This is a genomic window from Caballeronia sp. EK (assembly GCF_014384845.1).
GTDB classification, from domain to species: Bacteria; Pseudomonadota; Gammaproteobacteria; order Burkholderiales; family Burkholderiaceae; genus Caballeronia; species Caballeronia jiangsuensis.
Window position 1 is genome coordinate 184,190 of record NZ_JACSUE010000003.1, and the last position, 24,824, is coordinate 209,013.

Genomic DNA, 24,824 nt, shown 5'->3' on the forward strand with positions numbered 1-24,824 from the left:
ACGAAGATGAAGCAGACCAACACGACACCCGCGAGCGCGCCCGATAGCGGACGCGAGATGGCGAGCAAGGATCGCGCGACGCAAACGCATGACGATGCGTCCAACGCGCCGCTGCCTCACGAGGCGGATCAGAGCGTCGAATCGCAGCATGAACATGAACCGCGCGATGTCGGCATGCAGGCGCATGAGGACATCGAACGCGGTTTGGTCGATACGGATCGACGGGGCGGCGACGATTATCAACGCGATACGCAGCGCGACGAACAGGCAAACGTCAACAGCGATGAAGGGCGCTCGGCCAAGCGGTGAACCGAACGGTGAAAAGCCTTCGCGAATGGCACCGCACGGGCCGCTTGCGTAGAATGAACCGTTGATCATGAGTGGGTCTGGAAGCTATCGTTTGCCACGTTTTTTCTACCGATGCACGCAATAGATGGGACGCGCGAACCGGTAAGCCCTTCCGATGCTTGCATCCTTTGCCCCGCCATGCGGACCGAAGCCAACTTAACGGAACATGCCACACGACCTTCTGTCCCGTCTGAAGAACGAAACCGCCGCGTGTCATGCGCGGCTCGAGAATGCGCTCGACCTGATGCGTGACGATCTGCAGGGCGACGAATACATCGCGCTGCTCGAACGATTCTATGGCTATGTCGCGCCGTGGGAAGATGCGACCGCGGCGTGCATGCCGGCATCGCTCGCGGACTTCTTCGATGCGCGCCGCAAGGCGCAGCTCCTCGCCGCCGACCTCGTCGCGCTGACGGGCGAGACCCAGCGCAGCGCTTCAGTACAACACGCCGATTCGCACGACGATCTGCCGCGCATGCATAACATCGGCGATGCGTTCGGCTCGATGTACGTGATGGAAGGCAGCACGCTGGGCGGGCGCTTCATCGCGCCTCACGTCGCCGAGCGGCTCGATCTCGCGCCGGGCCGCGGCAACGCCTATTTCGAAGGCTACGGCCCGCGCACCGGCAGCATGTGGAATGCGTTTCGCGAGACCGCGGCGGCCACCGTACCCGAAAGCCAGTACGACGACGCGGTGAAAGCCGCCATCGCCACCTTCGAAAGCCTGCACGCGTGGCTATGCCCCGAAGCGGACGATGTGCAGCAGCGTCTGCAGCCGGCGGCGGGAGCGGCCTGATGAACGAATCCGCAAGCGAACCGCCTATCGCGAAGGCTTCGCACGAAGCATCGCAAGGACCGCCGGATGCCGAGGCGCGTCGCCGCACGCTCAGTTCGGGCGTCGCGGGCAAGGACTGCGATGCCGAGCCGATCCATATCCCCGGCGGCATCCAGCCGCACGGATTTCTGCTCGTGCTCGCCGACGATCTGCGCATCGTGCAGGCAAGCGAAAACCTTGCGTCGCTGACAGGCGAGGCCGTCGATGCATTGCTCGGCGAGCCGCTCGATGCCGTGATCGGCGCGGCGGGCGCGCAACGCATCGCGCAGGCGGCCGTCACGTCCGCGCTCGACGATGCGCCGCTCTACATCGGTCCGATCGACGTGACCGCTTCTTCCTCCGACAATCCGCTGCGTTTCGATGTGACGATGCATCGTCATGAGGGCGCGCTCATCGTCGAGATGGAAGCCGCCGCAGCCAGCGGCGATGCCTTCGCATCGATGTATCCGCTCGTGCGCACGTTCGCGCGCGGCCTTCAGGATGCGGGGAACGTGCAGGCGCTCGCCGAGCTCGCGGTGCGCGAAGTGCGCGCGATCACGGGCTTCGGCCGCGTGATGCTCTACAGCTTCGACGAGGAAGGCCGCAGCCATGTGCTCGCGGAAGATCGCGACGAGGGTTACCCGTCGTTCCTGCATCAGTTCTTCCCTGCGTCGGACATTCCGCGCCAGGCGCGCGCGTTGTATCTGAAACACCGCATCCGCCTCGTCGCCGACGTGAACTACACGCCCGCGCGGCTCGTGCCGGGCGTGAACCCGGTTACGGGCCGTCCCACCGATCTCACCTACGCGACGCTGCGCAGTTTTTCGCCGGTGCATCTGGAGTACATGCGCAACATGGGCACGCATGCGTCGATGTCGGTGTCGATCGTCGTGCGCGGGCAGTTGTGGGGACTCGTCTCGTGTCACGATCACGACGCGCGTATCGTGCCGTTCAACACGCGCGTCGCGGTCGAGCATCTCGGTCACATGCTGTCGTTGCAGATCGAAGCGAAGGAAGAGCGCGCCGAAGGCGAGTATCTGGCCGCGCTGCGCCGCACGATGGGCCGTCTGATCTCCGCGATGGGCGAGCACGAGAACTTCGTCGCGGGCTTGCAGGCGGTGCCGAAGGACGTGTTGAGCTTCGCGCGCTCGGCAGGCGCGGCGATCGTTTTCGACGACCAGATCACGCTGCTCGGCTCGACGCCCGACGAGGACACCGTGCGCGCGCTCACGCACTGGCTCGCGGAGAACACGTCCGGCGTATGGGCGACGGATTCGCTCGCGCGCGAATGGGCGCCGGCGAAAGGACACGAGGACCACGCGTGCGGCGTGCTCGCGGTGCCGGTCTCGCAGATCTTTCGCAACTATCTGCTGTGGTTCAGGCCCGAAGTGATGCAGACCATCAAGTGGGCGGGCGAGCCGGTCAAGATAGAAGGCGCTGATGGCGCGAGCGCGCCGCGCACGAACTTTTCGCCGTGGCTCGAAACGGTGCGCGGCCAGTCCGCGATGTGGCGTCAGGGCGAACTCGAAATCGCCGGCGAATTGCGCGGCGCGTTGCTGAATATCGTGCTGCGCCGCGCGGAAGAACGCGCCGAGCTCGCGACCGAGCTCGCGCGCGCGAACAAGGAGCTGGAAGCGTTTTCGTATTCGGTGTCGCACGACCTGCGCGCGCCGCTGCGCCATATCGCGGGTTACGGCGATTTGCTGCGCGAGCAGGAAGGCGAACGCATGTCGGACAAGAGCCGGCGCTTTCTGAACAACATGCTGGACTCGGCCCGCTTCGCGGGCACGCTCGTCGACGATCTCCTGACGTTCTCGCAGATGGGCCGCGCGGCGCTCAGACCCGCGCCCGCCGATCTCGGGCAGCTTGTGCGCGGGGTCGTTCAGGAGTTCGAGGCGGAAAGCGCGGGTAGGCGCATCGAATGGGTCATCGGCGAGCTGCCGCGCGTCATCGGCGACGCGGCTTTCCTGCAGCTTGCACTTCGCAACCTGATTTCGAACGCGGTGAAATATACGCGGACGCGGGAATCGGCGAAAATCGAGATATTCGCGAGCCGGGACGGCGATGAATACGTGATCGGCGTGCGCGACAACGGCGTCGGCTTCGACATGAAGTACGGCGCGAAGCTGTTCGGCGTGTTCCAGCGGCTGCATCGCGCGGAAGAATTCGAAGGCACGGGCATCGGGCTCGCCAACGTGAGGCGCATCGTCGAGCGTCACGAAGGGCGCACATGGGCCGAAGGCCGGCTGGGAAAGGGCGCGGTATTCTATTTCTCGCTGCCGGTCGAATTCCGCAATGCGAATGGAACGCAGGGCGCGCCAGCTACAAAGTCAAGAAAAGACCATGCTTAAACCGATTTTGCTCGTTGAAGACAATCCAAACGACCTCGAGCTCACACTCGTCGCGCTCGACAAGAGTCAGCTCGCGAACGAAGTGATCGTCGCGCGCGATGGCCAGGAAGCCATCGACTATCTCACCTGCGAAGGCGAGTGGAAGGAGCGCGCGCCCGGCAATCCGGCCGTAATCCTGCTCGACCTGAAGCTGCCGAAGATCGACGGTCTCGAAGTGCTCGACATGATCCGCTCGAATGCTTCGTTGAAGAGCGTGCCGGTCGTCATGCTGACCTCCTCGCGCGAAGAACAGGATCTCATACGCAGCTACGAGCTCGGCGTGAACGCGTACGTCGTCAAGCCCGTGGAGTTCGCCGAATTCGTCGAGGCGATCGGCGATCTCGGCGTATTCTGGGCCGTGCTCAACGAGCCGCCGCCCGGCTCCACGCGCTTTCGGCGGCCGACGTCCACTCAATGACCGCAGCGCTCATGTTCGCGAACCCGCCCCGTCCGATGGGCCCGCAAGCGTCCTTTGAAGAGGACGTCTAGATCATGCAGCCCCTGCATCTGCTTCTCGTCGAAGACAACGCACTCGATGCGGAGCTGACGATCGCCCAGCTTGAGCGCGCGGACTACGCGGTCGATGCATCGATCGTGTACGACTCCGCGGCCTTCATCGGCGAGCTCGACAAGAAGCGCTTCGACGTGATCCTCGCCGATTTCGTGATGCCCACCTTCTCGGGCATCGAGGCGCTCACGATCGCGAGCGAGCGCTCGCCGGATACGCCGTTCATCTTCGTGTCGGGCTTGCTCGGCGAAGAACATGCGGTCGATATGCTCAAGCGCGGCGCGACCGATTACGTTCTGAAGCAGCGCCTGCAACGCCTGCCCGCGGTCGTGCGCCGGGCGATGCGCGAGAGCGCGGAGCGCGCGCAACGCATCGCGGTCGAGCGTGCGCTGCGCGAGACGGAAACGCATTTTCGCCTGCTCATCGATGCGCTCAAGGACTACGCCGTCATCACGCTCGATCCCGAAGGGCGCATCCGCACGTGGAACGCGGCGTCCGAGCGCATTCTGGGCTTTCCCGCGCAGGACGTGCTCGGTCAGTCCGCGAGCATCTTCTATGCGCAGGAAGACCGCGAAGCGGGCGTGTTCGAAGCCGAGCTGGAGACGGCGCGGCGCGAAGGCAGCGCGAGCGACGACCGCTGGCTCTGGCGCAAGGACGGCCATTCGTTCTTCGCGTCGGGCGTGACGACCGCGATCCGCAGCGAGCATGACGAGCTGATCGGCTTCTCGAAGATCGTGCGCGACGCGACCGACGCCCACATGGCCGCCGACGCGCTGCGCCTCGCGAAAGATCAGGCCGAGTCCGCGAATCGCGCGAAGGACCATTTTCTGGCGGTGTTGTCGCATGAGCTACGCACGCCGCTCACGCCGATCCTCGCGGCCGTGCGCCTCCTGGAGATGAAGCATTCGTTGCCGCGCGAGGCGCATCCGACGCTCGATCTCATCCGCCGCAATGTCGAGCTGGAAGCGCGTCTGATCGACGATCTTCTCGATCTTACGAGCATCGCGCGCGGCAAGCTGTCGCTCAATTTCGCGAGTGTCGCGCTCGATACCCTGCTCACGAGCGCGCTCGACATGTCCGAGGCCGATCTGCGCACGAAGGACCTCACGCTCGACACGCGTTTCGATGCGGACCATTTCGTCGTGCTCGGCGACGCGGCCCGTCTGCAGCAGATCGTCTGGAACCTGATGAAGAACGCGGTGAAGTTCACGCCCGCGGGCGGGCGCATCGACGTGCGCACCTGGAACCCGGACCCGGCGACGATCGCGGTTTCGGTGACGGACAGCGGAATCGGCATCAGCGCCGAGGCGCTGCCGCGCATCTTCTCCGCGTTCGAACAGGCCGACGATTCGATCACGCGCTCGTTCGGCGGCCTGGGCCTCGGCCTCGCGATCGCGAGCACGCTGGCGCAGAAGCACGGCGGCACGCTCTCCGCACATAGCGAGGGGCGCGACGCCGGCGCGCGCTTCACGCTCACGCTGCCGCTCGCCCGCGTTCAGCCCGCGCACGAGGACGAGCCGGCGGTCGAGGCCGCGCGTCAGGAGCAGGGACGCGCACTCAGGGTGCTGCTCGTGGAGGACAACGAGCAGACGTCGTCGGCGATGGCCGAGGTGCTCGAAATGCTCGGCCACGAAGTGACGGTCGCGGTGACCGTCGCGGCGGCGCTGGAGCGCGCGAAGAGCGGGCCGTTCGATCTGCTCGTCAGCGATATCGGCCTGCCCGACGGCAGCGGTCTCGACGTTGCTCGCGCATGGCAGACCTTTCAGCCCGACAAGCCATCGGTGGCGATCACGGGCTACGGCATGGACGAGGACATTCGCCGCTGCCGCGAAGCGGGCTTTCGCGATCATCTGACCAAGCCCGTCAATTTCTCGCGGCTCGAAGCGCTGATTCAATCGCTCGCGGAGCAGTCTTCGAAATAGGCTATCTGCGTGCCGGTACACGAAATTTGACGGCGGTGTGGGTAGTCGTGTCGATTGACCGGCTGCCCGTTCGTTGTAGGGTATGAGAGCCGCGCCGACCCGGCGCGCCTCGTTCACTACACGGAGCCGATATGTCCACTTCCGCTGTCAAGCCGATCCCCGAAGGCATGCATTCGCTGACCCCGCACCTCGTCTGCGCGGGCGCGGCCGAAGCGATCGAGTTCTACAAGCGCGCGTTCAACGCCGTCGAGCTGGGCCGCATGCCCGGACCGGACGGCAAGCTCATGCATGCAATGGTCAAGATCGGCGATTCCATGCTGATGCTCGTCGACGAATTCCCGCAATTTGGATCGGTCGGTGCGAAGGCGCTGAAGGGCTCGCCGGTCACGATCCACCTGTATGTCGAAGACGCCGATGCCACCGTGAAGCAGGCCGAAAGCGCCGGCGCGAAAGTGACGATGCCCGTCGCCGACATGTTCTGGGGCGATCGCTACGGGCGTCTGGAAGACCCGTTCGGCCATCAATGGTCGGTCGCGACGCACACGCGCGACGTCACGCCGGAAGAAATGAAGCAGGCGATGGGACAGCAACCGTGCGCGTGACGCACGATTCCACCAACGGAGATCCGCATATGCACAAGATTTCGCCCTGTCTATGGTTCGAAAGCGCCAACGCTGAAGAGGCCGTGAACTTTTATGTCGACACCTTCAGGAATGCGCGCATCACGGAGATCATGCGTCATACGGAGTCCAGTCCGGGACCGGTCGGCAGCGTGCTCGCCATCCTGTTCGAACTGGAAGGAGAGGCGTTCCTGGCGCTGAACGGCGGCTCGGAATTCAAGTTCACTCCGGCCATCTCGATGTTCATCAAATGCGATACGCAGGAAGAGATCGACCACTACTGGGACAAGCTGCTGGACGGCGGCCAGTCGCTGGCCTGCGGCTGGCTCACGGATCGCTTCGGCGTGACGTGGCAGATCGCGCCGAGACGCCTGCTCAAGATGCTCCAGGACCCGGACCCGGTGAAGGCCGATCGCACCATGAAAGCGATGCGCGAGATGATCAAGCTCGATCTCCCGACGCTCGAACGGGCCTATAACGGCGAGTAAGTTACGCGGCGCGCTTGCGGGCGTTTCGTTCGATCAGCTTCGACGCCATGAACCGGTGATCGCTCGAAAAAAGCCGCCGATACGTCAGCACGACGGCCCCGACCACGCCGAGCCCCGACGCCGCCGCGATCAGAAACATGATGACGATCTGATACCGCACCGCCTGCAACGGCGACTGCCCGGCCAGCACCTGGCCCGTCATCATCCCCGGCAGGCTGACGAGCCCGACCACGGCCATCTGGTTCAGGGTCGGAATCATGCCCGCGCGCACGGCCTGGCGCGCGGGCCCTTGCGCCGCTTCCCAGCGCGACGCGCCGAGCGCGAGCGACATCTCGACCGCCGCGCGTCCCGCGGTCAGTTCCTCCGTCATGCGCTCGATGCCGAGCGACACGCCCGTCAGCGTGTTGCCGAGAATCATGCCGAGAATCGGGATGGCGTATTGCGGCTCGTACCACGGATGAATCCGGATCACGACGAACAGCCCGAACGCGCCGATCAGCCACGAACTGCCCCAGATCGACACGATGCTGTCCGCGCGCTGTCCCGCGTAGGTCCGCCGTCCGCGGCCGGAGGCAGCGAAGCCGGCGATGATCGTCATCAGCGCCATCAGCGGCAGCACCACATACCAGCGGCTAAACGCGAACACCCAGCCGAGCACATAGCCGATCAGCAGCAGTTGCACGACGGTCCGCACCGCGGCGATGAGCAACCTGCGTTCGAGCCCGAGGTCGAGCGCGACCGAGAGCGCGCCATTGACGACGATCAGCGCCGCCGCGAGACCGATATCGAAGAGACTGAGGTTCTGATAGCCGCTCATCGCGTATCGCCTCCGAGCACGCCCGCGTTCATCGTCAGATGACGCGTGGCGACGCGCCGCGCCTGTTCCACATCGTGCGACACCCAGATGCATGCGCGCTCCGCGTCCGCGTCGAACCAGGCGGAAACGAGCGCTTCGATCGAGCGCGCCGAAGCCGGATCGAGCGATGCGGTCGGCTCGTCGAGGAGCAGCACGTCGGGCGCGAGTTGCAGCACGCGCACGAGCGCCGCGATCTGCGCCTCGCCGCCGGACAGATCGCTCGCGAGCTTGTCGAGGAAATCCGGGGCGCGTCCGGCAGCCAGCGCGAGCCGCATCGCCGTGTCGCGATGGAACTGCGCGTCCCGATAGGTTTTCAGCGTGAACGGATAAAGCAGATTGTCTTCGACAGTGCCATCGAGCATCGCGGGCCGCTGCGCGATATAGGCGACGCGCCGCCGGTAAGCCGGTATGCGCGAGCGCGCGATGCGCTCGCCGCGCCACGTGACATGGCCGGCATCGCACGCATCGAGCAGCGCGAGCGTGCGCAGGAAAACGCTCTTGCCCGAGCCCGATGGCCCGGTGATTGCCGCGCGTTGACCCGCGTAAAGCGTGAAGTCCGTTGGATGCAGAAGCACCGTGCCGCGCACGGCGTCGCGGCGCACGACGCCATGCGCGGCGACAAGCTCGATCGAAGGCGAAGGCGAAAGCGAAAGGGCGGGCGATGTCGCGTCGGGCATCGTTTTTATGTGGGGTCTCGTTCTTCGAGCGGACATCTTACGGACATTCCGCGGTTTGCGGCGACAAGGCGCGCGATTCGCGCGGGCACACTATGTGCTGCCGCACTCATAATCAGAAAAAACGGATGGAGCCGTCATGCCGCAGGCCAGAACGACCGGAAAAATCGGAAGGATCGTCGCATGGTTTTTTGCCGTTCTGGCGGTTCTGATCGCGATACTGGTGGTCATATTTCTGACATTCGACTGGAACCGTCTGCGACCCTGGGTGGATGACAAAGTGTCCGAAGCGATCGGCCGCCGCTTCGAAATTACGGGGGATCTGAAAGTCGGCTGGCGTCGTCCGCCCAACGAGACGGGCTGGAAACGCTGGGTGCCGTGGCCGCGCTTCTCCGCTGAAAAAATCACCATCGCGAATCCGGACTGGACGCGTCAGAAATTCTTCGCAACCCTCGACGAAATCGACTTTCAGGTGGCCGTGCTGCCGCTGCTCGCGCACGACATCGTGGTGCCGACGATCAATCTCGTGAATCCGTCGATCGATATCGAGCGCCTCAAGGACAATCGCAACAACTGGACGTTCAAGTTCAAGCAATCCAGCGAACCGTCCACGTGGAATCTCAAGCTCGGCGATATCTCGCTCGCGAAGGGCACCGTCGACGTGCGCGATGAAGTCACCAAGGCCGAGATGCACGTCGTCATCGATACGCTCGGGCAGCCCGTGCCGATCGGCGATGTGATGAAGCAGCAGGAAGCGGCGTCCGCGAAGTCGTCGTCGGAGATGGTCGGCAAGAGCGGCGCGGCGAAGCTCAACAAACAGGCCGATGCGGCCGCGGCATCCGAAGCGTCGGCGGCGTCTGCCGCGTCCGCGGCCGCCGCGGCGAACGCGTCCACGCCGAATCCGGCGAGCACGTCGGCGAATACCAGCATCACGACCAAGCAAGGCCCGAAGCCACCGATTCCGCCATACGCGTTCGGCTGGACCGTGAAGGGCACCTACAACGGCGGCAGGGTCTCCGGCGACGGCAAACTTGGCGGCGTGCTCGCCGTGCAGGACGCGACACGCCCGTTCCCGGTTCAGGCCGACGTGCGCCTGGGCGACACGCATATCGCGTTCGTCGGCACCGTGACCGATCCCGCGCATCTCGCCGCGCTCGATCTGCGGCTGTGGATTCAGGCCGTGAGCATGGCGCATCTCTATCCGTTCACCGGCGTGACGCTGCCCGAGACGCCGCCGTTCGCCACCGAAGGGCGGCTGACCGGCCAGTTCCGCGAAGACGGCAACGTGTTCCACTACGAGAACTTCACCGGGCGCGTGGGCGGCAGTGACATCAACGGATCGCTCGTTTATGCGGGCAAGAAGCCGCGGCCGCTGCTGCAGGGCGAACTCGTGTCGCATCTGCTGCAGTTCAAGGATCTCGCGCCGATCATCGGCGCCGATTCGAACGCGAGCAAGGCCAAGCGCGGCGAGACGGAAAAGCAGCCGACGTCGAAGGCGCTGCCGACCGAGGAGTTCAAGACCGATCGCTGGAAGGCCATCGACGCCGACGTGAAGTTCACCGGCGAGCGCATCATCAAGGACCCGGATCTGCCGATCACGAACCTGTACACGCATGTCCTGATGACGAACGGCGTGCTCTCGTTCGAGCCGCTCAAGTTCGGCGTGGCGGGCGGCTCGCTCGCATCGAACATTCATCTCGACGGCAGCACCACGCCGCTGAAGGGCCGCGTGTCGGCGCAGGCGCGGCATCTGAAGCTCAAGCAGCTTTTCCCGACCGTGAAGACGATGCAGTCCGCGCTCGGCGAAGTCAACGGCGATGCCGCGCTCTCGGCCACCGGCAACTCGCCTGCGGCGCTCGCGGCGACATCGAACGGCGAAGTGAAGGCGCTCATCACGGAGGGCACCGTGAGCCGCCTGTATATGGAGGCGGCCGGGCTGAACGTGGCGAACGTCGTGTACGAGAAGCTTTTCGGCAAGCGCGACGTGAACATCAACTGCGCGGCGGCGGATTTCGTCGTGACCGACGGCGTGCTCGATTCACGCGTGTTCGCGCTCGATACCGACGACGCGGTCATCAATGTCGATGGCACGATCAATCTCAAGACCGAGGACATGGATCTCGGCATCCATCCCCACACGAAGGGCCTGCGCGTTTTCTCGTTGCGCTCGCCGCTGTATGTGAAGGGCACGTTCAAGGATCCTCACATCGGCGTGAGTCCGGTGCTGGCGCTGCGTGGCGCCGCCGCGGTCGGGCTGGGACTGATCAATCCGTTCGCGGCGCTGATTCCGCTCATCGCGCCGAGCAACAACAAGCCGCTGCCTTGCCAGCAGATGCTCGCCGACATCGGCCGTCCGCCGAGCGCGCCGCCCGCCGGGCAGAAGCAGCAGGCAAAGGCCGCGCCGGCGTATATGTCGTCGGATGCGGCGGCGAGCGGCGCGGCGAAGGACAAGGGCGCGAAGAAGCCCGCCGCGCCCGCGCCGGCGAGTGCGGCGCAGTATCGGGGGAGTTGATCGACTGCCTCGCGGCTAGAACGCGTACCGCACGCCCGCGAATATGCTGCGGCCTTCGCCCGGATAGAAGATCGCGGTCGACGATGCCGTTTGCGCATTCGCAATGGTGCTGATGTCGCTCACATAGCGCTTGTTGGTCAGATTGCGCGCATCGAGAAAGATGGACAGCCCGTTGCGAAAATCCATCCCCGCCTGCACGCCGAGCAGCGTATAGCCCGGCACGCGCAGCGTGTTGGCGTCATCGGCCCACGCCCCGGCCGGCACCCAGTCGACCGATGCGGACACGTGAAAGCCGTTGGGCCGCGAGTAGCCGAGCACCGCGCGAAGCACATTGACCGGCACGCCCGCGATGCGGTTGTTGCCGTACTGCGGATCGTCCTTGAAGCGGAAGTCGCTCAGGTTCCACAAGCCGGACAGCGTGAGCTTGTCGCCCGCGCCCGCGTGCGTGATGTCGCGCCACACATCGACCGACACGCCCGCCTCGATCCCCTGCAGCACCGTCTTGTTCGCATTGAACGTCGATGCCGGGATGTCGGGATTCGTCGTGTACTGAAGCAACTGGTCGCGCACGAGCGAGCGATACGCGGTGACATCCCAGCTCACGCGATCGCGCGTGCCACGCGTGCCGAGTTCGAGCGTCCACGCGTGCTGCGACGTGAGCGGCGTGAAGCGCGTAGTGTTCGCGAAGGTCTGCGTGAGGTCGGTGAAATCCGGCACATCCTGGCTGCGCGTGATGTCGATATACGCCTGGATCTCGCGATTCGGTTGCCACATCACGCCGAGCTTCGGATTCACGCCGCTGAACGTTTCGCTCGCCGACTTGTAGGCCGGATCGGCCGCGAGCCCGCCGTGATCGACGTACTTGCGCACATCGCGCAACGCCTTGAAGCCGGCCATCAGCGCGACCGTCGGCAGGAAGAACAGCCGGTCTTCGACATACGCCTCGTAGTTGTAGGCGCTTTGCGTCGAGTCGAGCGTCTGCGCGCCTTCGTTGCCCGACACGTTCACATACTGCCGCGCCTGCGTGGTGCCGCCGAAAAAGCGCGCGCCGGCGATGACGTCGTTGCGCATGCCGCCGACGTTGAACGTCGCGGTATAGCGCGGCGCGAAGCCGTAGGTCCAGCCGTCCTGATCGATGACCTGAAATATCGGGTGATAGAGACTCTTGTGGATCGCCCAGGTGACGAAGTCGAGCTGACCGACATCGAGCTTGACCGTCGTCTTGTTGGCGATGCGCTCGGTGCGCGTGTCGCGCGCCTGATCGCCGGATAGCGCGCTCGCGGATGCCTTCGTCGGGTTGTTGAGGGCATCGGAGAGCGACAGCGTGCCGGGAAGCTGCTGATCCACGACATACGCGCCGAGATAGAAGCGCGTCTCGACGGCCGGCGAGAATCGATAGCCGATATTCGCGTTGAACTGTTCGTACTGGCCACGCTCGTGATCGCGATAGCCGTCCGCGTGGTTCACGGAGAACGTGCCGATGAAATCCAGCGGTCCCATCACGCGCGAGAACTGCGCGCTGCCCCTGACCGTGCCGAAGCTGCCGCCTTCGAGCCGCAGGATGTTCGGTGCGTCGGCGGTGTAGGCGGTGGGCGTCACGAAGTCGATCGCGCCGCCCATCATCGACGATCCATACGCGAGACCGTTGCCGCCCTTGTAGACATCGACGGATTGCAGCGCGAGCGGATCGATCTGATAGTAGTCGCCGCTGCCATCGGCGAGATTGGTCGGGATGCCGTCCTGGAGGATCTCCAGGCCGCGCGTATGGTAGCCGCGCGCGAGCCCCGAACCGCGAATGGACACGCGCAACTCCTGCCCGTAGCGGGTCTGCACGAAGACGCCGGGCACGTTCTTGAGGACGTCGCGCAGCGTGAAGGCATAAGTGTTCTGATAGTCGGCGCTATCGACGAAGCCCACGGAGCCGACCGTCTGATCGAGCGTCCGCTTCTCGTCGGCGACGTTTTGCGATGTCAGCGAATGTTGCGCCTGTCCCTGCACGATCACGGCGGGAAGCGTCGTGGACTCGCCGGTTTCCGTAGTCTGTGCGAATGCGCGTGTGGCGAACATCGCGGTCATGCCGGTCACGAAGATGCTTCTTCGGGCGGAACGCTTCATGATTGCGTCCCCGCGATGTCGTGCGATCGGGACGCGCCATCGACGCGCGGATGTACGGACGGCCTGACGCCGCCCCTCGCTGAAAGAGTGAGCATGGTTCTTCTTGAATTCGTGATGAAGGAGCGCGGCGCGACGTTATGGACGTGCGACGCCGTTCGATGCCGCGATGGCATCGATCCGTTTTGACGAAATCAGATGAGAACCGGTGGAGCGCGCGGTTGCGCTGTGGTGAACGCGGGAGTGGGACGCTCGTCGCCGATCCGCGCGACGACGACGGTGCGGCGCGCCGGAACGTCGAGCGTCGCGGATGCGCGTGCGCTCGAGATTGCCGGCGCATGCGCGAAGAAATGGCAGTAGCCGCAGGCGTGATCGTCGAGATGCGCGAGCGCGTCCGGATCATGATGGCCGGCAGAAAGCTCGACCGTGGAAGCGGACGCATGCGCCGAACAGAGTTCGGCGCTCAGGTCGCCGGCATGCGCGTTGGCCGCGAGCAGTTGCGAGACCATCGGCGCGAACGTGATCAGCAACATTGCGAGCAATGCCAGCAGTGAACCCGTTCGTTGATGGACGCGACCGCGCATGAGGGTGAAGGTTTGTTGAGATCCCGAGTGCGGGGATTATGCCATCGGGTTACTTTGTATTACAAAGCAAAACGGACAGAAATTCCTGGGATCAGACGGCGGGCATGTCGAACGCAGGTTGTCCCCACGAACTGGGGAGCACCCTGTTGAAAAGGCGCTCAAAAGTCTGCTAAATGACTGATGCCCAAGGAAAAGTCACATGCGCCTCGTGGCGCATCAATGCGTGTCGGGCCTTGCATAACTTATCCCCAGCGCAAGGGGAAAGGGCTGTGGAAAACCGCTTGGCGACTCACCTAGTTTCTTGATTTCGCGCTGAAATCCCCGAGCGACGCGGATCGCGCCACTTTTTCGCGCTCGCGAGGCGCATCGGTCCGATGCCCAACTTATCCACATTTTCTGTGGATAGCAGTGTTGAAAAGGCGCGCGTATCGACGTTAAGTGTTTGATGAACCACGTTTTGTACGACCTGACCCAAGGCGCGCGCAATCGGCGCACATCGTTCGCGCGCCGTGACGGGATCAGATGGAGATGCCCGGTCCGCCGTTGCTGCCCAGCAGTTGCTCGACGGAATTCGCGTCCGTGTAATCCTGTTCGGGCAGCCCGTCGAACACCGTGATGACGTCGTTGGATACGCCCGCTTCCCGCGCAGCATCGACGATCGCGTCCTTGTTGGCGGGATACTTCACGAGGCGCAGCACCTGGGCGATCTCGTCGTCGATCGGCTCGTCGTTCAAGGCGTGTTTTGCGTGCGTGTCGGTCATTCCGAGGTCCAGGGTCGAGTCGGTGGAGAGGAGGGCGCTCAGGTCTGCACCTGAATGGGCTGGCTCGCCATGCCGTGATTCGGCGTTCGGGACTTCGGCAGCGGCACGTGTCGCCAGCGCGCGTGGTCGAGGTCCTGCGACGAAACTTCGGGCGCGGGCGGCGCAACGGGCGCGGCGTTCATGCGCAGCGCGGCGCGCGTCGCGGTGATAGTGGCGGTCGATTCGTCGGTCGAACTCGTATGCAGCGGCGCGGCATAGCACGAGACCGAAACCAGGGCCATCGACAACAACGTTGAGGTCTTCATCGGGCAACCCCTCCTCACGTAAGCAGCGAAAGGCACCAAGCAAAGCCTATGCCGATGGGCCTTCGCGCCGCTCGCCGTGCACGCGGTCCGTTCGGACGATGCGCACACGGGCGCGACGAGTGGGCGTCGCGCGGACATACTTCGAGTGAATTGTGAAGTCGGTCCGACTCGCGCGAAACACGCGCGCACGCGTCGTTGCGCGCCGCGAAATTGCACGGCTGCGCAGTTTCAGCGCGACGTCGGGTTCAAACGGAAGTATGCGTCCAGAAGGGAGGTTTTGTACACGACGCCGAGCAAGAGCGGCTGCGTCTTTTTCTCGATCACCGGAAGGCGCTCGCCCTGAAACGCGAGGAAGTGCTGGAGCGCTTCGCCGAGCGACATGTCGGGCGTGAGCACGTCGAATTGCGGCTGAAGATAGTCGGCGGCGGTCTTGGTTTTGGTGTCGTGCTCGTCGAGGAGATCGGAGGTGATGTCCTTCAGCGCGACCACGCCGCGAAAGCGCTCGGCTTCATCGACCACGTACAGATACTTCACCGGATATTCGAGGAACACGCGCGTCATGTCCTTGATGTTCGCGGTGAGCGGCACGACGGTGTCCGCGGGCTTGACGAGCTCGCGCATCTGGGTCGCGGCGAGGCGCACGCGCTCTTTCTCCTCACGATTGCGGCGCAGCGTGACTTCGTACATCGACGTCTGCTCGGACGTGCGCGCGATGAAGTAGGCGATCACGCACGACACCATGAGCGGCAACATGACCTGATACGAGAGCGTCATCTCGAAGATCATCAGGATCGCCATCAGCGGCGCGTGGGTGGCGGCGGCGAGGAACGCGCCCATGCCGACCATCGCGTAGGCGAAGGGCGCGGAGGTCGAGTCCGGCCAGATCGTGTGCACGCCGATGCCGTACAGGCACCCGAGCACCGCGCCCACGAAGAGCGTCGGCGTGAAGATACCGCCGACCGCGCCCGAGCCAGCGGTGGCGGCGGTGGCGATGAGCTTGAATACGAGCACGGTGAGCAGCGCGGTCCATGTCCACGGTTCGTGCAGCAGCGAGTTCACGACCTCGTAACCGTTGCCCCAGACTTCGGGCCACCAGATCGAAATCACGCCGACGATCAGGCCGCCGAGCGCGAGGCGCAGCGGCAACGGCAAGGGCAGCGTCGAGAAGCGCTTCCTCGACGCCGCGAGGAGCCGCAGGAAATGCGGCGCGAGCACGCCCGACAACAGCCCGAGCACGACGAAGAGCAGCACTTCGACGCCCGTGACGGTCGGGAACACCGGCATCTCGTACGGCGGGCGATAACCCGCGAACTCGCGCATCGTGATATTGGCGACGACCGACGAGACGACGATCGGCCCGAAACTTTCCATCGCCATCGAGCCGAGCACGAGTTCGGTGACGAAGAACGCGCCGGCGATGGGCGCGTTGTACGCCGACGTAATGCCGGCCGCCGCGCCGCACGCGACGAGCAGACGCAGGCGCGGCGGATCGAAGTGGACCCAGCGCCCGATCAGCGACGACGAGAGCGCGGCGAGCTGCACCATCGAGCCTTCCCGGCCGATGGAACCGCCGCTCGAAATCGTGATGAGCGAGGACAGGCTGCGCCAGAGACTCTGCCAGACGGGCACGACGCCATCGCCGATGGTCACGGCTTCCATGTAGTCCGTGCTCGCGTTCTTGCTGGCGTGCCTGCGCGCGATCAGCAGACAGACGCCCGCGATAAGCCCGCCCACGGCCGGCAGCAGGACGCGCACGGGCCAGGGTAGAACATGCGCGAGCGCGACGAGCCCTTCCGACGGATTGCCCAGAAGACGTTGCAGAACCTGAATGCCTTCACGAAAGACGGATGTCGCAAAGGCGCCCGCCACGCCGACGACGACCGCCCAGACGAGCATCGTATGCGAGTCCGAGAGACGGAAGAGGCGTTGAGCGCGTGTCCGGAGCTTGAGCAGGAATGAGAGCACTTTTACGAAATCGTGGAAAGCTTAGAAGCAAACGGAATAAGGGACTCGCAAGGATAGCATCGCAGGGCGGCGCTGCGGGCACGCTTGCGACGAGTACAAAAAAAGCCCGGCCTTTACAGCCGGGCTCCGTTCGATGCGCCGCGCGTCACCACTTCGGCGCGAACGGCGGATTCGCGTGGCGCTTGCCTTCGTCGAGCGCGTCGATTTTCGCGATGTCGTCGGCGTCGAGCTTGAGCTTCTGCGCGTCCCAGTTGGCCTGCTGATGCGCCGGATTCGTCGATGCCGACAGCACCACGATATCGCGCGACAGCAGCCACGCGAAGGTCACCTGCGCGGGCGTCGCGCCGTGCTTCTCCGCGATCGCCTTGAGCGTCGCGTCGGTATGCGCGCGGCCTTCGCCGAGCGGCATATACGCGGTCACCTTCACGCCGAGCTGCTGCGTCGCATCGACGAGCTTGCGGTTCGCGAGAAAGGGGCTCACTTCGAACTGGTTCGTGACGATCTCCTTGCCGCCCGGCGCCTTCAGCGCTTCTTCGAGCAGCGGCGCGGTGAAATTCGACACGCCGTAATGACGGATCAGACCGAGCTTCTGCGCTTCCTGCATCGCCGCGAGCGTTTCGGCGATCGGGACCGCGCCATCGGGCGACGGCCAGTGGACCAGCGCGAGATCGATCGTGCCGATATCGAGCTTCGCGTGACTGTCCTTCAGGCTCGCGACGAGCGCATCGCGCGAGAGCCGCTCCCACCAGACTTTCGTCGTGACCCAGATGTCGTCGCGCGGCACGCCTGAATCGCGCACGCCCTGGCCGACGGCGGCCTCGTTGTTGTAGAACTGCGCGGTGTCGATATGACGGTAACCGATCTGCAAGGCGCTCTTCACGGCGTTCGTGGTTTTCGCGGCATCGACGCGGAACGTGCCGAGACCGAAGGAAGGAATCGTTTCTACCATGCTGGCTCCTGGTTTGCGTTGGGATTCAAGCGGTTCAAGCGTCCTGATCGAGTTCTGGATAGTGCCTGAAAATGCCCGACTCGTTGAACGGGATGCGCCGTTCCGAATCGACATAGGCCGCGATGTTCGGCCTTTGCAGCACCGCGTCATGGATCGCCGCGACGCGCGGATACTGTGCGCCGAACTTCTTCATCGCGCGCGGAAAGGCGTAATGCAGGCCGTCGACGATCTGGAAGATCGAAAGATCGACGTAAGTCGCCGCATCGCCGATCATCTGCGTGTCGCCGTGCGGGTTCTGCTTCAGCACGCGCTCGAAATACTTCATGAATTTCGGCACGCGCTTGTCGAGAAAATTCTGCGTGCGGATCTTGGCCGCGTCCTTCTGATCCTCGTAGTAGAGATCGGTCGCGAGCGGATGATGCGTATCGTGCACTTCCATGACGAAATCGGCGATCGTCAGTTGCAGGCCATGCGCGACGTAGCGCAGGCCTTCGTCCTTCGGCGCGAGTTTCAGCTTCGGTCCGAGATACAGCAGGATATTCGCGACGTGCGGCACGATCAACTCGCCGTCTTTCAGGAACGGCGGGGCGAAAGGGATGTGCGGCTCTGTCTTGCTGTTCAGGACTTTCATCATCGCGTCCATGCCGTAGCCGCGCGTTTTCGATTCGCGGGCGACATCGATGTATTCGGCTCCGGCGTCTTCCAGCGCGAGCCGGACGAATTCGCCGCGGCCCTGCAATCCGTCCCAGTAATGGAGTTCGTAAGCCATGAGAAAAGGCTCCTCGTCGAAGCGTGCCGCATCCGCGGCGACAGTTGAGTGTGCGCGTTTTCCGGCGTGCTGCGAAACACGCGTACGAAATGGCGAGCGAGCAACACGCGTTCCTGTTTCGCGGCGACGCCATGAATCGGCGCGGATCGTGCCAAAATCGATGTTTTGGGTTTTCGACGCAGCGGAGAAGGGATGGACAAGCAAGGCTTCACCACAGGCATCGTCCACGGCGACAGAAACGTGGGCGTGGAACATGGCGGCGTGCATCAGGCGATCCACACATCGGTTCAGTACGGATTCGAGCGCGTGGAAGATCTGATCGGCGTCTTTCAGGGCACGAAAAAAGGCGGTTTCAATTACGCGCGCCAGGGCACGCCGACGACGGCCGCGCTCGAACGCAAGATCACGAACCTCGAAGAGGGCGTCGGGTCGATCTGCTTCAGCACGGGCATGGCGGCGCTGACGGCGGTGTTCCTCACGCTGTTGCGCGCGGGCGATCATGTCGTGTCGAGCCGCTACGTGTTCGGCAACACCAACAGCCTCTTCGGCACGCTGCGAACGCTCGGCATCGACGTGACGATGGTCGATTCGACATCGGCCGCGAACGTTGCGAGCGCGATCAAGCCGAACACGCGCATGGTGTTCGTCGAAACCATCGCAAATCCGGGCACGCAGATTCCCGACCTCGCGGGCATCGGCGAACTGTGCCGCGAGCGCGGTCTCGCGTATGTCGTCGACAATACGATCACGTCGCCCGCGCTGTTCCGGCCGAAGGCGGTCGGTGCGAGTCTCGTCGTCAATTCGCTGACGAAGACCATCGCCGGGCATGGCGCGGCGCTCGGTGGCGCGGTGACGGACACGGGCCTCTTCGACTGGAGCCAGTACCCGAATATCGCCGATGACTACCGCCGCTCGCCGTCGAAGGAGCAGGGGCTCCTGCAGATCCGCAAGAAGGGGCTGCGCGACATGGGCGCGTCGCTGTCGTCGGAGCAGGCGCATTCCATTGCGATGGGCGCGGAAACGCTCGCGCTGCGCGTTGCGAAGTGCAGCGAGAATGCGCTCGCGCTCGCGCAGTTTCTGGAGCAGCACGAGGCCATCGGGCGGGTGTTCTATCCGGGGCTGAAGAGTCATCCGCAATACGAGTTCGCGCAGGCGCTGTTCAAGGGCGCGTCGTGGCTGCTGTCGTTCGAGTTGCGCGACGCCGGTCGCATGATCGACGTCGTCAACGCGCTGCAATTGCCGATCAAGGCGACGGGTCTGGGCGACACACGCACGCTGATCATTCCCGTCGCGCCGACGATCTTCTACGAAGCCGGCCCCGAAGTGCGCAAGTCGATGGGCATTTCGGACGGCATGCTGCGCTTGTCCGCGGGCATCGAGGATATCGACGACCTCATCGCCGATTTTGATCAGGCGCTCAGGCTCGCGGTGTAATCGGAGCGTGGGCGCGATTTAAACCAAGCTTTCAAATGCACGCTATGAGGTTTAAAGGCCGCATCAAAATGCAAGGAACCTTGCTTATTCATTAACTATTTAATTCGGATTTGGATTAGGGCCACAACGCAGGCGGTGCGGCATAGTCGCGATGGTGAATAGGGAAACGTTCGAGACCCCGTTCACTATCGAGGCCAGCAAGAATGAGAAGAACAGCAGTTGCGCCGCTTTGCGGGAAGAGGCGGCGGGCGCTTTGCATCAAGCGCCTTATTGTCCTATCAGGACTCCAGACGATCCTTGTTGCAGCGCCTTGTCCGGCCGAAAGCCTGCCTGAGCTTTTGCAGGAAGCTGCACAGCATGACGCCAAATTCGCAAGCGCCGACGCGCAGTTTCGCGCGGCCATGCAAAAAGAGCCGGAAGCAAGAGCGGCGCTATTGCCTCATTTGGGGCTGAGTCAGTCCGTCTTCCGCAACGGCATCTTTGTTCCGGGAAAATCCCCCGAATCGTATTCGACGCTTGGCACGAGCCTGTCGCTCAATCAAGCCGTTTTCAAGTGGGATGACTGGCAGTCCTATCAGGAAGGCAAGCTCAGTGCGATATCCGCCGGCTTTGGACTTGCGGCGGCACGGCAGGATCTGCTTCTGCGCACCGCGCAGGCCTATTTCGACGCGCTCGCCGCCCAGGATCAGCATGTCCTTGCGCGCGAGCATGTCCGTACGCTCGACGAACAACTGGCCATCAGTCAGCGCGGTTTCAATCTCGGCACTGCCACGATCGTGGACCTGAACGAGGCGCAGGCCGGTGCGGACGCGGCGCAATCCGATCTCGTGCATGCCAGTGCGGAGGTACTGAAGCGCTATGCGGCCATCGAGAAGATCGTGGCGCATCCGGTCACCGACGTCGATGCCTTCGCTCCAGACCTGAGCGCGCCCGCAACCGGCGCGGATGGCGCCGATCATTGGGCGGATACCGCGCAACGCGAGTCTTTCGACGTGAAGCAGCAGGAGATCGCGCTCGAAATCGCAAAGCGCGAGGTGAGCAAGGTCAATGCGGGCTACCTCCCGAGCGTATCGATCGTCGGCAACATCAACCACGGAAATGCCGCTTTCATCAACGGCCAGACCAGCTTCTACACGGGCGCCAACCGGGCAAGCTCGGGCGAAATCGGCATTCAGATAAACATTCCCCTCTTCGACGGCTTACAGACGTCCAGCAAAAAAGCCGAGGCGCTGGCATTGCAGGACAAGGCACGGGGCGATCTCGAGGACGCTCGACGCTCGGCCGCTCTCGACGCGCGTGAGTCGTTCCTCGCGCTGCAAGAAAGCGTTGCGCAGATCGCCGCGTTGCGCACGGCCCAACTGTCGGCGGAAACGTCGCTCAAATCGAATCAGAAGGGATTCAAGGCGGGCGTGCGCATCAACGCCGATGTGCTCGGCGCGGCGGAGAAGCTTTTCACCACGCGGCGTGATCTTGCGAAAGCCCGTTACGACACCGTGATGCAGTTTCTGCGCTTGCGGGCAAGCGTTGCTCGACTGGACGAGACGACACTCGAAGACCTCGCGGGTGCTTCGGTGAAACATTCGGAAGCGCAACAGAAATGAACGGATCCATTTTGCACGCCATCAGACGACATCTCGTCGTGGCCGCGTCGTTCGGTGTCGCCAGCAATCTGCTCGTGCTCGCGCCTACGCTTTATATGCTGCAGGTCTACGATCGGGTGCTGCCTAGCCGGAGCATCGAAACACTCGTGATGCTGATCGTTTTCATGTGCATTGCATTGGGCATGATGCTGTGTGTCGATGTCGTGCGTGCGCGCATTCTGAGCCATCTCGCGCGCGAGATCGGCGATCGACTCGATCGTCTCGCGCTGGCCGCGCGGGTCGAGATGCAGGCACGTCGTGCGTCCACACATGCGTTGGCCAACCCTTCCGATATCGCGGCGCTTCGTTCGTTTCTGTCGGGCGCCGGGGTCATCGCCCTGATGGATCTGCCCTGGCTCGTGTTCTATCTCTTCATCATGTTTCTGTTCCACTGGTCATTGGGATTGATCGCCATGTCGAGCGCGGTGCTGCTGATCGGGCTTGCGCTCGTCAACGACCGGTTGACCGAGGCGAACATTCGAAGCAACACGGCGCGTCAGCGGGAAACCGAGCAGCTCTACGCGCAGATCAACAGGAACGCCGAAATCGTGACGGTCCTCGGAATGAACACTGCGATGATCGACGCCTGGTCCGAGCGTCGACGCATCGATGTCGACGCTCAGACATCGGTAGCGGACGTGTCGGCGCTCAATCGGAATATTGGCAAGATTGCACGGCAGGCGATTCAGGTGGCGATGATGGGAACCGGCGCGTGGCTCGTCATCAATCAATTCGCGACGGGCGGCGTCATGATGGCGACGACGTTGCTGCTCGGCAAAGCACTCGCACCGATCGATCAGATCATCGGAAGCTGGAAACAGCTGACCGAAGTGCGGCAAGCGTGGAGCCGGCTCAACGCGCTCTGTTGTCAGCCACCCGCGCCTCAGACGGTCGCTTTGCCACGTCCCGCCGGTCATCTGAGTAGCGATGTCATCGGCTTCAGCAGCAGGGAGATCGGCGATCCGCGCGGGCGCGCGCTGCTCGGGAATGTGCGCTTCACGCTCGGGGCCGGGCAATTGCTGGTGATTGTAGGTCCGAGCGCTTCCGGCAAGTCGACGCTGCTGCGCCTGCTTGCGGGCATCTGGAAGCCGCATGCCGGCGCGATTCGACTCGATGGCGCGAACATCGCCCAGTGGCCGCGAGAGTCGCTGGGTCGATTCCTTGGTTACGTGCCTCAGGACGTCGAGTTGTTTGGAGGAAGCGTAGCGGCCAATATCGCTCGTGATCCCGACGCGTCACGGCATGATTCGGCGGCCATCATTCTCGCGGCGAAACGAGCGGGCGTGCACGACATGATTCTCGCCTTGCCGGACGGGTATCAGACGCACATCGGTGATTCCGGACTGGCCTTGTCGGGCGGGCAGCGGCAGAGGATCGCTCTCGCACGGGCGCTTTTTGGCGACCCGCGCCTCGTGCTTCTCGACGAGCCGAATTCGAACCTCGATGTCGAAGGCGAACGTCGGCTCAATATGGCGTTGCAGGCTCTGAAGCGCGACGGCGTGACGGTCGTGGTGGTGACGCATCGTCAAACCGTGCTTGCGCTTGCTGATCGCGTGATGGTGATGCGCGCGGGCGAGATCGATTGCTTCGGCACACGCGAACACGTGCAGGGATGGATGCAATCACGCATGAAGCCGGCCGCTGCACCTTCGCACGAGTCCCGGCAGGAGACGCCCGCGTCATGAGAACTCGTATTGTGATGAGCGTGTATCGGGCGATGTGTCGCCTCGCCCGGCGCAACGTGGTGTGTTCTGCTGTCCCGGCTCCAGGGCTCGCCTTGCCACGCCGGGTGATTGCATTCGGCTGCCTCTCGGTCTTCGTGGGCGCGTGCGCGATGGGTGTCTGGGCAGCGGTTGCGCCGCTGTCCGGGGCTGTCGTGGCCGAAGGTATGGTCCGCGACGAAGGTGAGCGCAAGACCATTCAGCATCAGGAAGGCGGCATCGTCCGGGCGATCCTCGTGAAGGACGGCGACCGCGTCAAGGCTGGCCAGGCGCTCGTCATGCTCGATGACGTGCGCTCCAACGCCGAAATGACCGCCCTGCAAGCGCAACTGGACGATGAAGAAGCGAAGGCGGCGCGTCTGACTGCGGAGCGAGACATGCAAAGTTCGATCGCATTTTCGCAGCGCCTGCTTGCACGGCAGAGCGATCCTGCGGTCGCTGCGCAGTTGCAACGCGAGCGCACGCTGTTCGATTCGGAACGTCGCGCATTTGACGATCAACTCGTGCTGTTGCAACAACAACTTGCTCAAACACGTCAGGAAACGGAAGCGGAACGCGCACTCGTGGGCACCAGTGAGCAGAGCCTCGGCATCGCGAAGCAGGAGTTGCAGGTCAACGAGCAGTTGCGAACCGAAGGCTATGTTACGGAAACCAAAATGATGGAGCTTCGTCGTGCTGCTGCCGACTATCAGTCACGCCAGCAATCCGATACAGCGGAGCTGATTCGATCGCGGCAGCGACAAACGGATCTCACCCTCAAGATCGCCTCATTGCGTAACGACTATGTTCGATCGGCCGATACTCAGCTCAAAGAATGCAAGGAAAAGACTGGACAGATCGAAGAGCAGTTGCGTCCCGCACGGGACATGGATGCACGAACGCGCATTGTCGCGCCGGTGGCCGGGGAAGTGGTCGGACTGAGAGTGCATACGATCGGGGAAGCGATCGGCCCACGTGATCCCATCCTCGACCTCGTGCCGTCTGGAACGCCGCTGATCGTGGAGGCGAAGATCAAGCCCGATTACGTCCGCGAGATCGCTATCGGCAGCGAGGCCGATGTGCGACTGACCGCGTACAACCCACGAACGTCACCGGTTCTCGAGGGGAAGGTCGCCTATCTTTCGGCCGATTCGCTTGCGGATCGTGACAATCATCAGCAGTTCTACGTAGCTCGCGTTGAGATTTCGGCGCAGGCGCTGGCACGGGCGAATCGGTTGGCGAAGGAACCGGTGGTGCTGGGGCCCGGCTTACGGGCGGAGGTTTTCATCAGGACGCGTACGCGGAGTGCGTTTGAGTATTTGCTGGAGCCTGTCAGGGATGGGATTCAGAGGTCGATGCGGGATTGAGTTGAGCTTGCTCGCGATCAAATTCAAAACGGGAGGTAGATTTTTGTGTCGTTAATCAGCAAACGTCGTTGGTTGTATTGCTTGAGTTTAATCGCTGCTTTATCCG

At 63.5% G+C, this 24,824-nt stretch carries 21 protein-coding genes; 12 read left to right on the forward strand and 9 right to left on the reverse strand.

Annotation, left to right across the window (positions count from 1 at the left end; all coding sequences use genetic code 11):
- The first annotated feature begins 6 nt into the window (after window positions 1–6).
- The 7 genes from IAG25_RS09500 (at window position 7) to IAG25_RS09530 (ending at window position 7,090) form a co-directional block, all read left to right on the forward strand.
- Window positions 7–309 carry a hypothetical protein gene (locus tag IAG25_RS09500; RefSeq protein ID WP_187604640.1) on the forward strand — a complete coding sequence of 101 codons (303 nt, stop codon included), beginning with the start codon at window positions 7–9 and terminating at the stop codon, window positions 307–309.
- Window positions 310–514: 205 nt separating this feature from the next.
- Complete coding sequence (locus IAG25_RS09505; protein ID WP_187604641.1) at window positions 515–1,144, forward strand: biliverdin-producing heme oxygenase; 630 nt, start codon at window positions 515–517, stop codon at window positions 1,142–1,144.
- Window positions 1,144–3,513 carry an ATP-binding protein gene (locus IAG25_RS09510; protein ID WP_187604642.1) on the forward strand — a complete coding sequence of 790 codons (2,370 nt, stop codon included), beginning with the start codon at window positions 1,144–1,146 and terminating at the stop codon, window positions 3,511–3,513. Before IAG25_RS09505 ends, IAG25_RS09510 begins: the two co-directional genes overlap by 1 nt.
- Complete coding sequence (locus IAG25_RS09515; protein WP_035507806.1) at window positions 3,506–3,970, forward strand: response regulator; 465 nt, start codon at window positions 3,506–3,508, stop codon at window positions 3,968–3,970. The genes IAG25_RS09510 and IAG25_RS09515 overlap by 8 nt, the downstream gene beginning before the upstream one ends.
- A 74-nt stretch (window positions 3,971–4,044) precedes the next feature.
- Window positions 4,045–5,982, forward strand: coding sequence for a hybrid sensor histidine kinase/response regulator (locus IAG25_RS09520; protein ID WP_187604643.1), 1,938 nt, complete (start codon window positions 4,045–4,047; stop codon window positions 5,980–5,982).
- A 131-nt stretch (window positions 5,983–6,113) separates the two neighbouring features.
- Entirely contained in the window at window positions 6,114–6,584 is a 471-nt protein-coding gene (locus tag IAG25_RS09525; protein ID WP_035507810.1) for a VOC family protein, read from the forward strand.
- Window positions 6,585–6,613: 29 nt separating this feature from the next.
- Window positions 6,614–7,090 (forward strand): VOC family protein, encoded by a 477-nt coding sequence (locus IAG25_RS09530; protein ID WP_187604644.1) that lies wholly within the window; start codon window positions 6,614–6,616, stop codon window positions 7,088–7,090.
- Window position 7,091: 1 nt separating this feature from the next.
- On the opposite strand, the gene IAG25_RS09535 is transcribed toward IAG25_RS09530, so the two are convergent.
- Together IAG25_RS09535 and IAG25_RS09540 are read right to left on the reverse strand one after the other, a co-directional pair.
- The gene (locus tag IAG25_RS09535; protein ID WP_187604645.1) at window positions 7,092–7,907 is read right to left on the reverse strand and encodes an ABC transporter permease; all 816 of its coding nucleotides are present in this window, start codon (window positions 7,905–7,907) and stop codon (window positions 7,092–7,094) included.
- Window positions 7,904–8,623, reverse strand: coding sequence for an ABC transporter ATP-binding protein (locus IAG25_RS09540; RefSeq protein WP_187604646.1), 720 nt, complete (start codon window positions 8,621–8,623; stop codon window positions 7,904–7,906). Before IAG25_RS09540 ends, IAG25_RS09535 begins: the two co-directional genes overlap by 4 nt.
- Window positions 8,624–8,759: 136 nt before the next feature.
- Here IAG25_RS09540 and IAG25_RS09545 point away from each other — a divergent pair, with 136 nt between their 5' ends.
- Window positions 8,760–11,132, forward strand: a complete 2,373-nt coding sequence (locus IAG25_RS09545) for an AsmA family protein (protein ID WP_187604647.1) — start codon at window positions 8,760–8,762, stop codon at window positions 11,130–11,132.
- Window positions 11,133–11,147: 15 nt separating this feature from the next.
- Here IAG25_RS09545 and IAG25_RS09550 read toward each other — a convergent pair whose 3' ends face one another.
- The 7 genes from IAG25_RS09550 to IAG25_RS09580 all read right to left on the reverse strand — a co-directional run bounded on the left by IAG25_RS09550 (window position 11,148) and on the right by IAG25_RS09580 (window position 18,577).
- A complete protein-coding gene (locus IAG25_RS09550; RefSeq protein ID WP_187604648.1) occupies window positions 11,148–13,247 on the reverse strand; it encodes a TonB-dependent receptor family protein in 2,100 nt (699 codons plus the stop codon).
- 191 nt (window positions 13,248–13,438) lie between these two features.
- Window positions 13,439–13,828, reverse strand: a complete 390-nt coding sequence (locus tag IAG25_RS09555; protein ID WP_187604649.1) for a DUF2946 domain-containing protein — start codon at window positions 13,826–13,828, stop codon at window positions 13,439–13,441.
- Between the two features lie 518 nt (window positions 13,829–14,346).
- A complete protein-coding gene (locus IAG25_RS09560) occupies window positions 14,347–14,589 on the reverse strand; it encodes a DUF2795 domain-containing protein (RefSeq protein ID WP_035507820.1) in 243 nt (80 codons plus the stop codon).
- Between the two features lie 38 nt (window positions 14,590–14,627).
- Window positions 14,628–14,894, reverse strand: coding sequence for a hypothetical protein (locus IAG25_RS09565; RefSeq protein ID WP_187604650.1), 267 nt, complete (start codon window positions 14,892–14,894; stop codon window positions 14,628–14,630).
- Between the two features lie 228 nt (window positions 14,895–15,122).
- Entirely contained in the window at window positions 15,123–16,859 is a 1,737-nt protein-coding gene (locus IAG25_RS09570) for a ClcB-like voltage-gated chloride channel protein (protein ID WP_035507824.1), read from the reverse strand.
- A gap of 145 nt (window positions 16,860–17,004) precedes the next feature.
- On the reverse strand, window positions 17,005–17,808 hold the full coding sequence (locus IAG25_RS09575; protein WP_187604651.1) for an aldo/keto reductase: 804 nt from the start codon (window positions 17,806–17,808) through the stop codon (window positions 17,005–17,007).
- Between the two features lie 34 nt (window positions 17,809–17,842).
- Window positions 17,843–18,577, reverse strand: a complete 735-nt coding sequence (locus IAG25_RS09580; RefSeq protein ID WP_187604652.1) for a glutathione S-transferase — start codon at window positions 18,575–18,577, stop codon at window positions 17,843–17,845.
- A 192-nt stretch (window positions 18,578–18,769) separates the two neighbouring features.
- Between IAG25_RS09580 and IAG25_RS09585 the strand changes: the two genes are divergently transcribed.
- From IAG25_RS09585 to IAG25_RS09600, 4 genes are all read left to right on the forward strand, one after another.
- Entirely contained in the window at window positions 18,770–20,011 is a 1,242-nt protein-coding gene (locus IAG25_RS09585; RefSeq protein WP_187604653.1) for a cystathionine gamma-synthase family protein, read from the forward strand.
- 203 nt (window positions 20,012–20,214) lie between these two features.
- Entirely contained in the window at window positions 20,215–21,612 is a 1,398-nt protein-coding gene (locus IAG25_RS09590) for a TolC family outer membrane protein (RefSeq protein ID WP_255503618.1), read from the forward strand.
- Window positions 21,609–23,336 (forward strand): type I secretion system permease/ATPase, encoded by a 1,728-nt coding sequence (locus IAG25_RS09595; protein ID WP_187604655.1) that lies wholly within the window; start codon window positions 21,609–21,611, stop codon window positions 23,334–23,336. The genes IAG25_RS09590 and IAG25_RS09595 overlap by 4 nt, the downstream gene beginning before the upstream one ends.
- On the forward strand, window positions 23,333–24,718 hold the full coding sequence (locus tag IAG25_RS09600; RefSeq protein WP_255503619.1) for an HlyD family type I secretion periplasmic adaptor subunit: 1,386 nt from the start codon (window positions 23,333–23,335) through the stop codon (window positions 24,716–24,718). Before IAG25_RS09595 ends, IAG25_RS09600 begins: the two co-directional genes overlap by 4 nt.
- Window positions 24,719–24,824: the final 106 nt, after the last annotated feature.

Bases quoted from the DNA above. Each gene is read 5' to 3' on its own strand.
- IAG25_RS09500 (WP_187604640.1), top strand. From the start codon at position 7: ATGAAGCAGACCAACACGACACCCGCGAGCGCGCCCGATAGCGGACGC.
- IAG25_RS09505 (WP_187604641.1), top strand. From the start codon at position 515: ATGCCACACGACCTTCTGTCCCGTCTGAAGAACGAAACCGCCGCGTGT.
- IAG25_RS09510 (WP_187604642.1), top strand. From the start codon at position 1,144: ATGAACGAATCCGCAAGCGAACCGCCTATCGCGAAGGCTTCGCACGAA.
- IAG25_RS09515 (WP_035507806.1), top strand. From the start codon at position 3,506: ATGCTTAAACCGATTTTGCTCGTTGAAGACAATCCAAACGACCTCGAG.
- IAG25_RS09520 (WP_187604643.1), top strand. From the start codon at position 4,045: ATGCAGCCCCTGCATCTGCTTCTCGTCGAAGACAACGCACTCGATGCG.
- IAG25_RS09525 (WP_035507810.1), top strand. From the start codon at position 6,114: ATGTCCACTTCCGCTGTCAAGCCGATCCCCGAAGGCATGCATTCGCTG.
- IAG25_RS09530 (WP_187604644.1), top strand. From the start codon at position 6,614: ATGCACAAGATTTCGCCCTGTCTATGGTTCGAAAGCGCCAACGCTGAA.
- IAG25_RS09535 (WP_187604645.1), bottom strand. From the start codon at position 7,907: ATGAGCGGCTATCAGAACCTCAGTCTCTTCGATATCGGTCTCGCGGCG.
- IAG25_RS09540 (WP_187604646.1), bottom strand. From the start codon at position 8,623: ATGCCCGACGCGACATCGCCCGCCCTTTCGCTTTCGCCTTCGCCTTCG.
- IAG25_RS09545 (WP_187604647.1), top strand. From the start codon at position 8,760: ATGCCGCAGGCCAGAACGACCGGAAAAATCGGAAGGATCGTCGCATGG.
- IAG25_RS09550 (WP_187604648.1), bottom strand. From the start codon at position 13,247: ATGAAGCGTTCCGCCCGAAGAAGCATCTTCGTGACCGGCATGACCGCG.
- IAG25_RS09555 (WP_187604649.1), bottom strand. From the start codon at position 13,828: ATGCGCGGTCGCGTCCATCAACGAACGGGTTCACTGCTGGCATTGCTC.
- IAG25_RS09560 (WP_035507820.1), bottom strand. From the start codon at position 14,589: ATGACCGACACGCACGCAAAACACGCCTTGAACGACGAGCCGATCGAC.
- IAG25_RS09565 (WP_187604650.1), bottom strand. From the start codon at position 14,894: ATGAAGACCTCAACGTTGTTGTCGATGGCCCTGGTTTCGGTCTCGTGC.
- IAG25_RS09575 (WP_187604651.1), bottom strand. From the start codon at position 17,808: ATGGTAGAAACGATTCCTTCCTTCGGTCTCGGCACGTTCCGCGTCGAT.
- IAG25_RS09580 (WP_187604652.1), bottom strand. From the start codon at position 18,577: ATGGCTTACGAACTCCATTACTGGGACGGATTGCAGGGCCGCGGCGAA.
- IAG25_RS09585 (WP_187604653.1), top strand. From the start codon at position 18,770: ATGGACAAGCAAGGCTTCACCACAGGCATCGTCCACGGCGACAGAAAC.
- IAG25_RS09590 (WP_255503618.1), top strand. From the start codon at position 20,215: ATGAGAAGAACAGCAGTTGCGCCGCTTTGCGGGAAGAGGCGGCGGGCG.
- IAG25_RS09595 (WP_187604655.1), top strand. From the start codon at position 21,609: ATGAACGGATCCATTTTGCACGCCATCAGACGACATCTCGTCGTGGCC.
- IAG25_RS09600 (WP_255503619.1), top strand. From the start codon at position 23,333: ATGAGAACTCGTATTGTGATGAGCGTGTATCGGGCGATGTGTCGCCTC.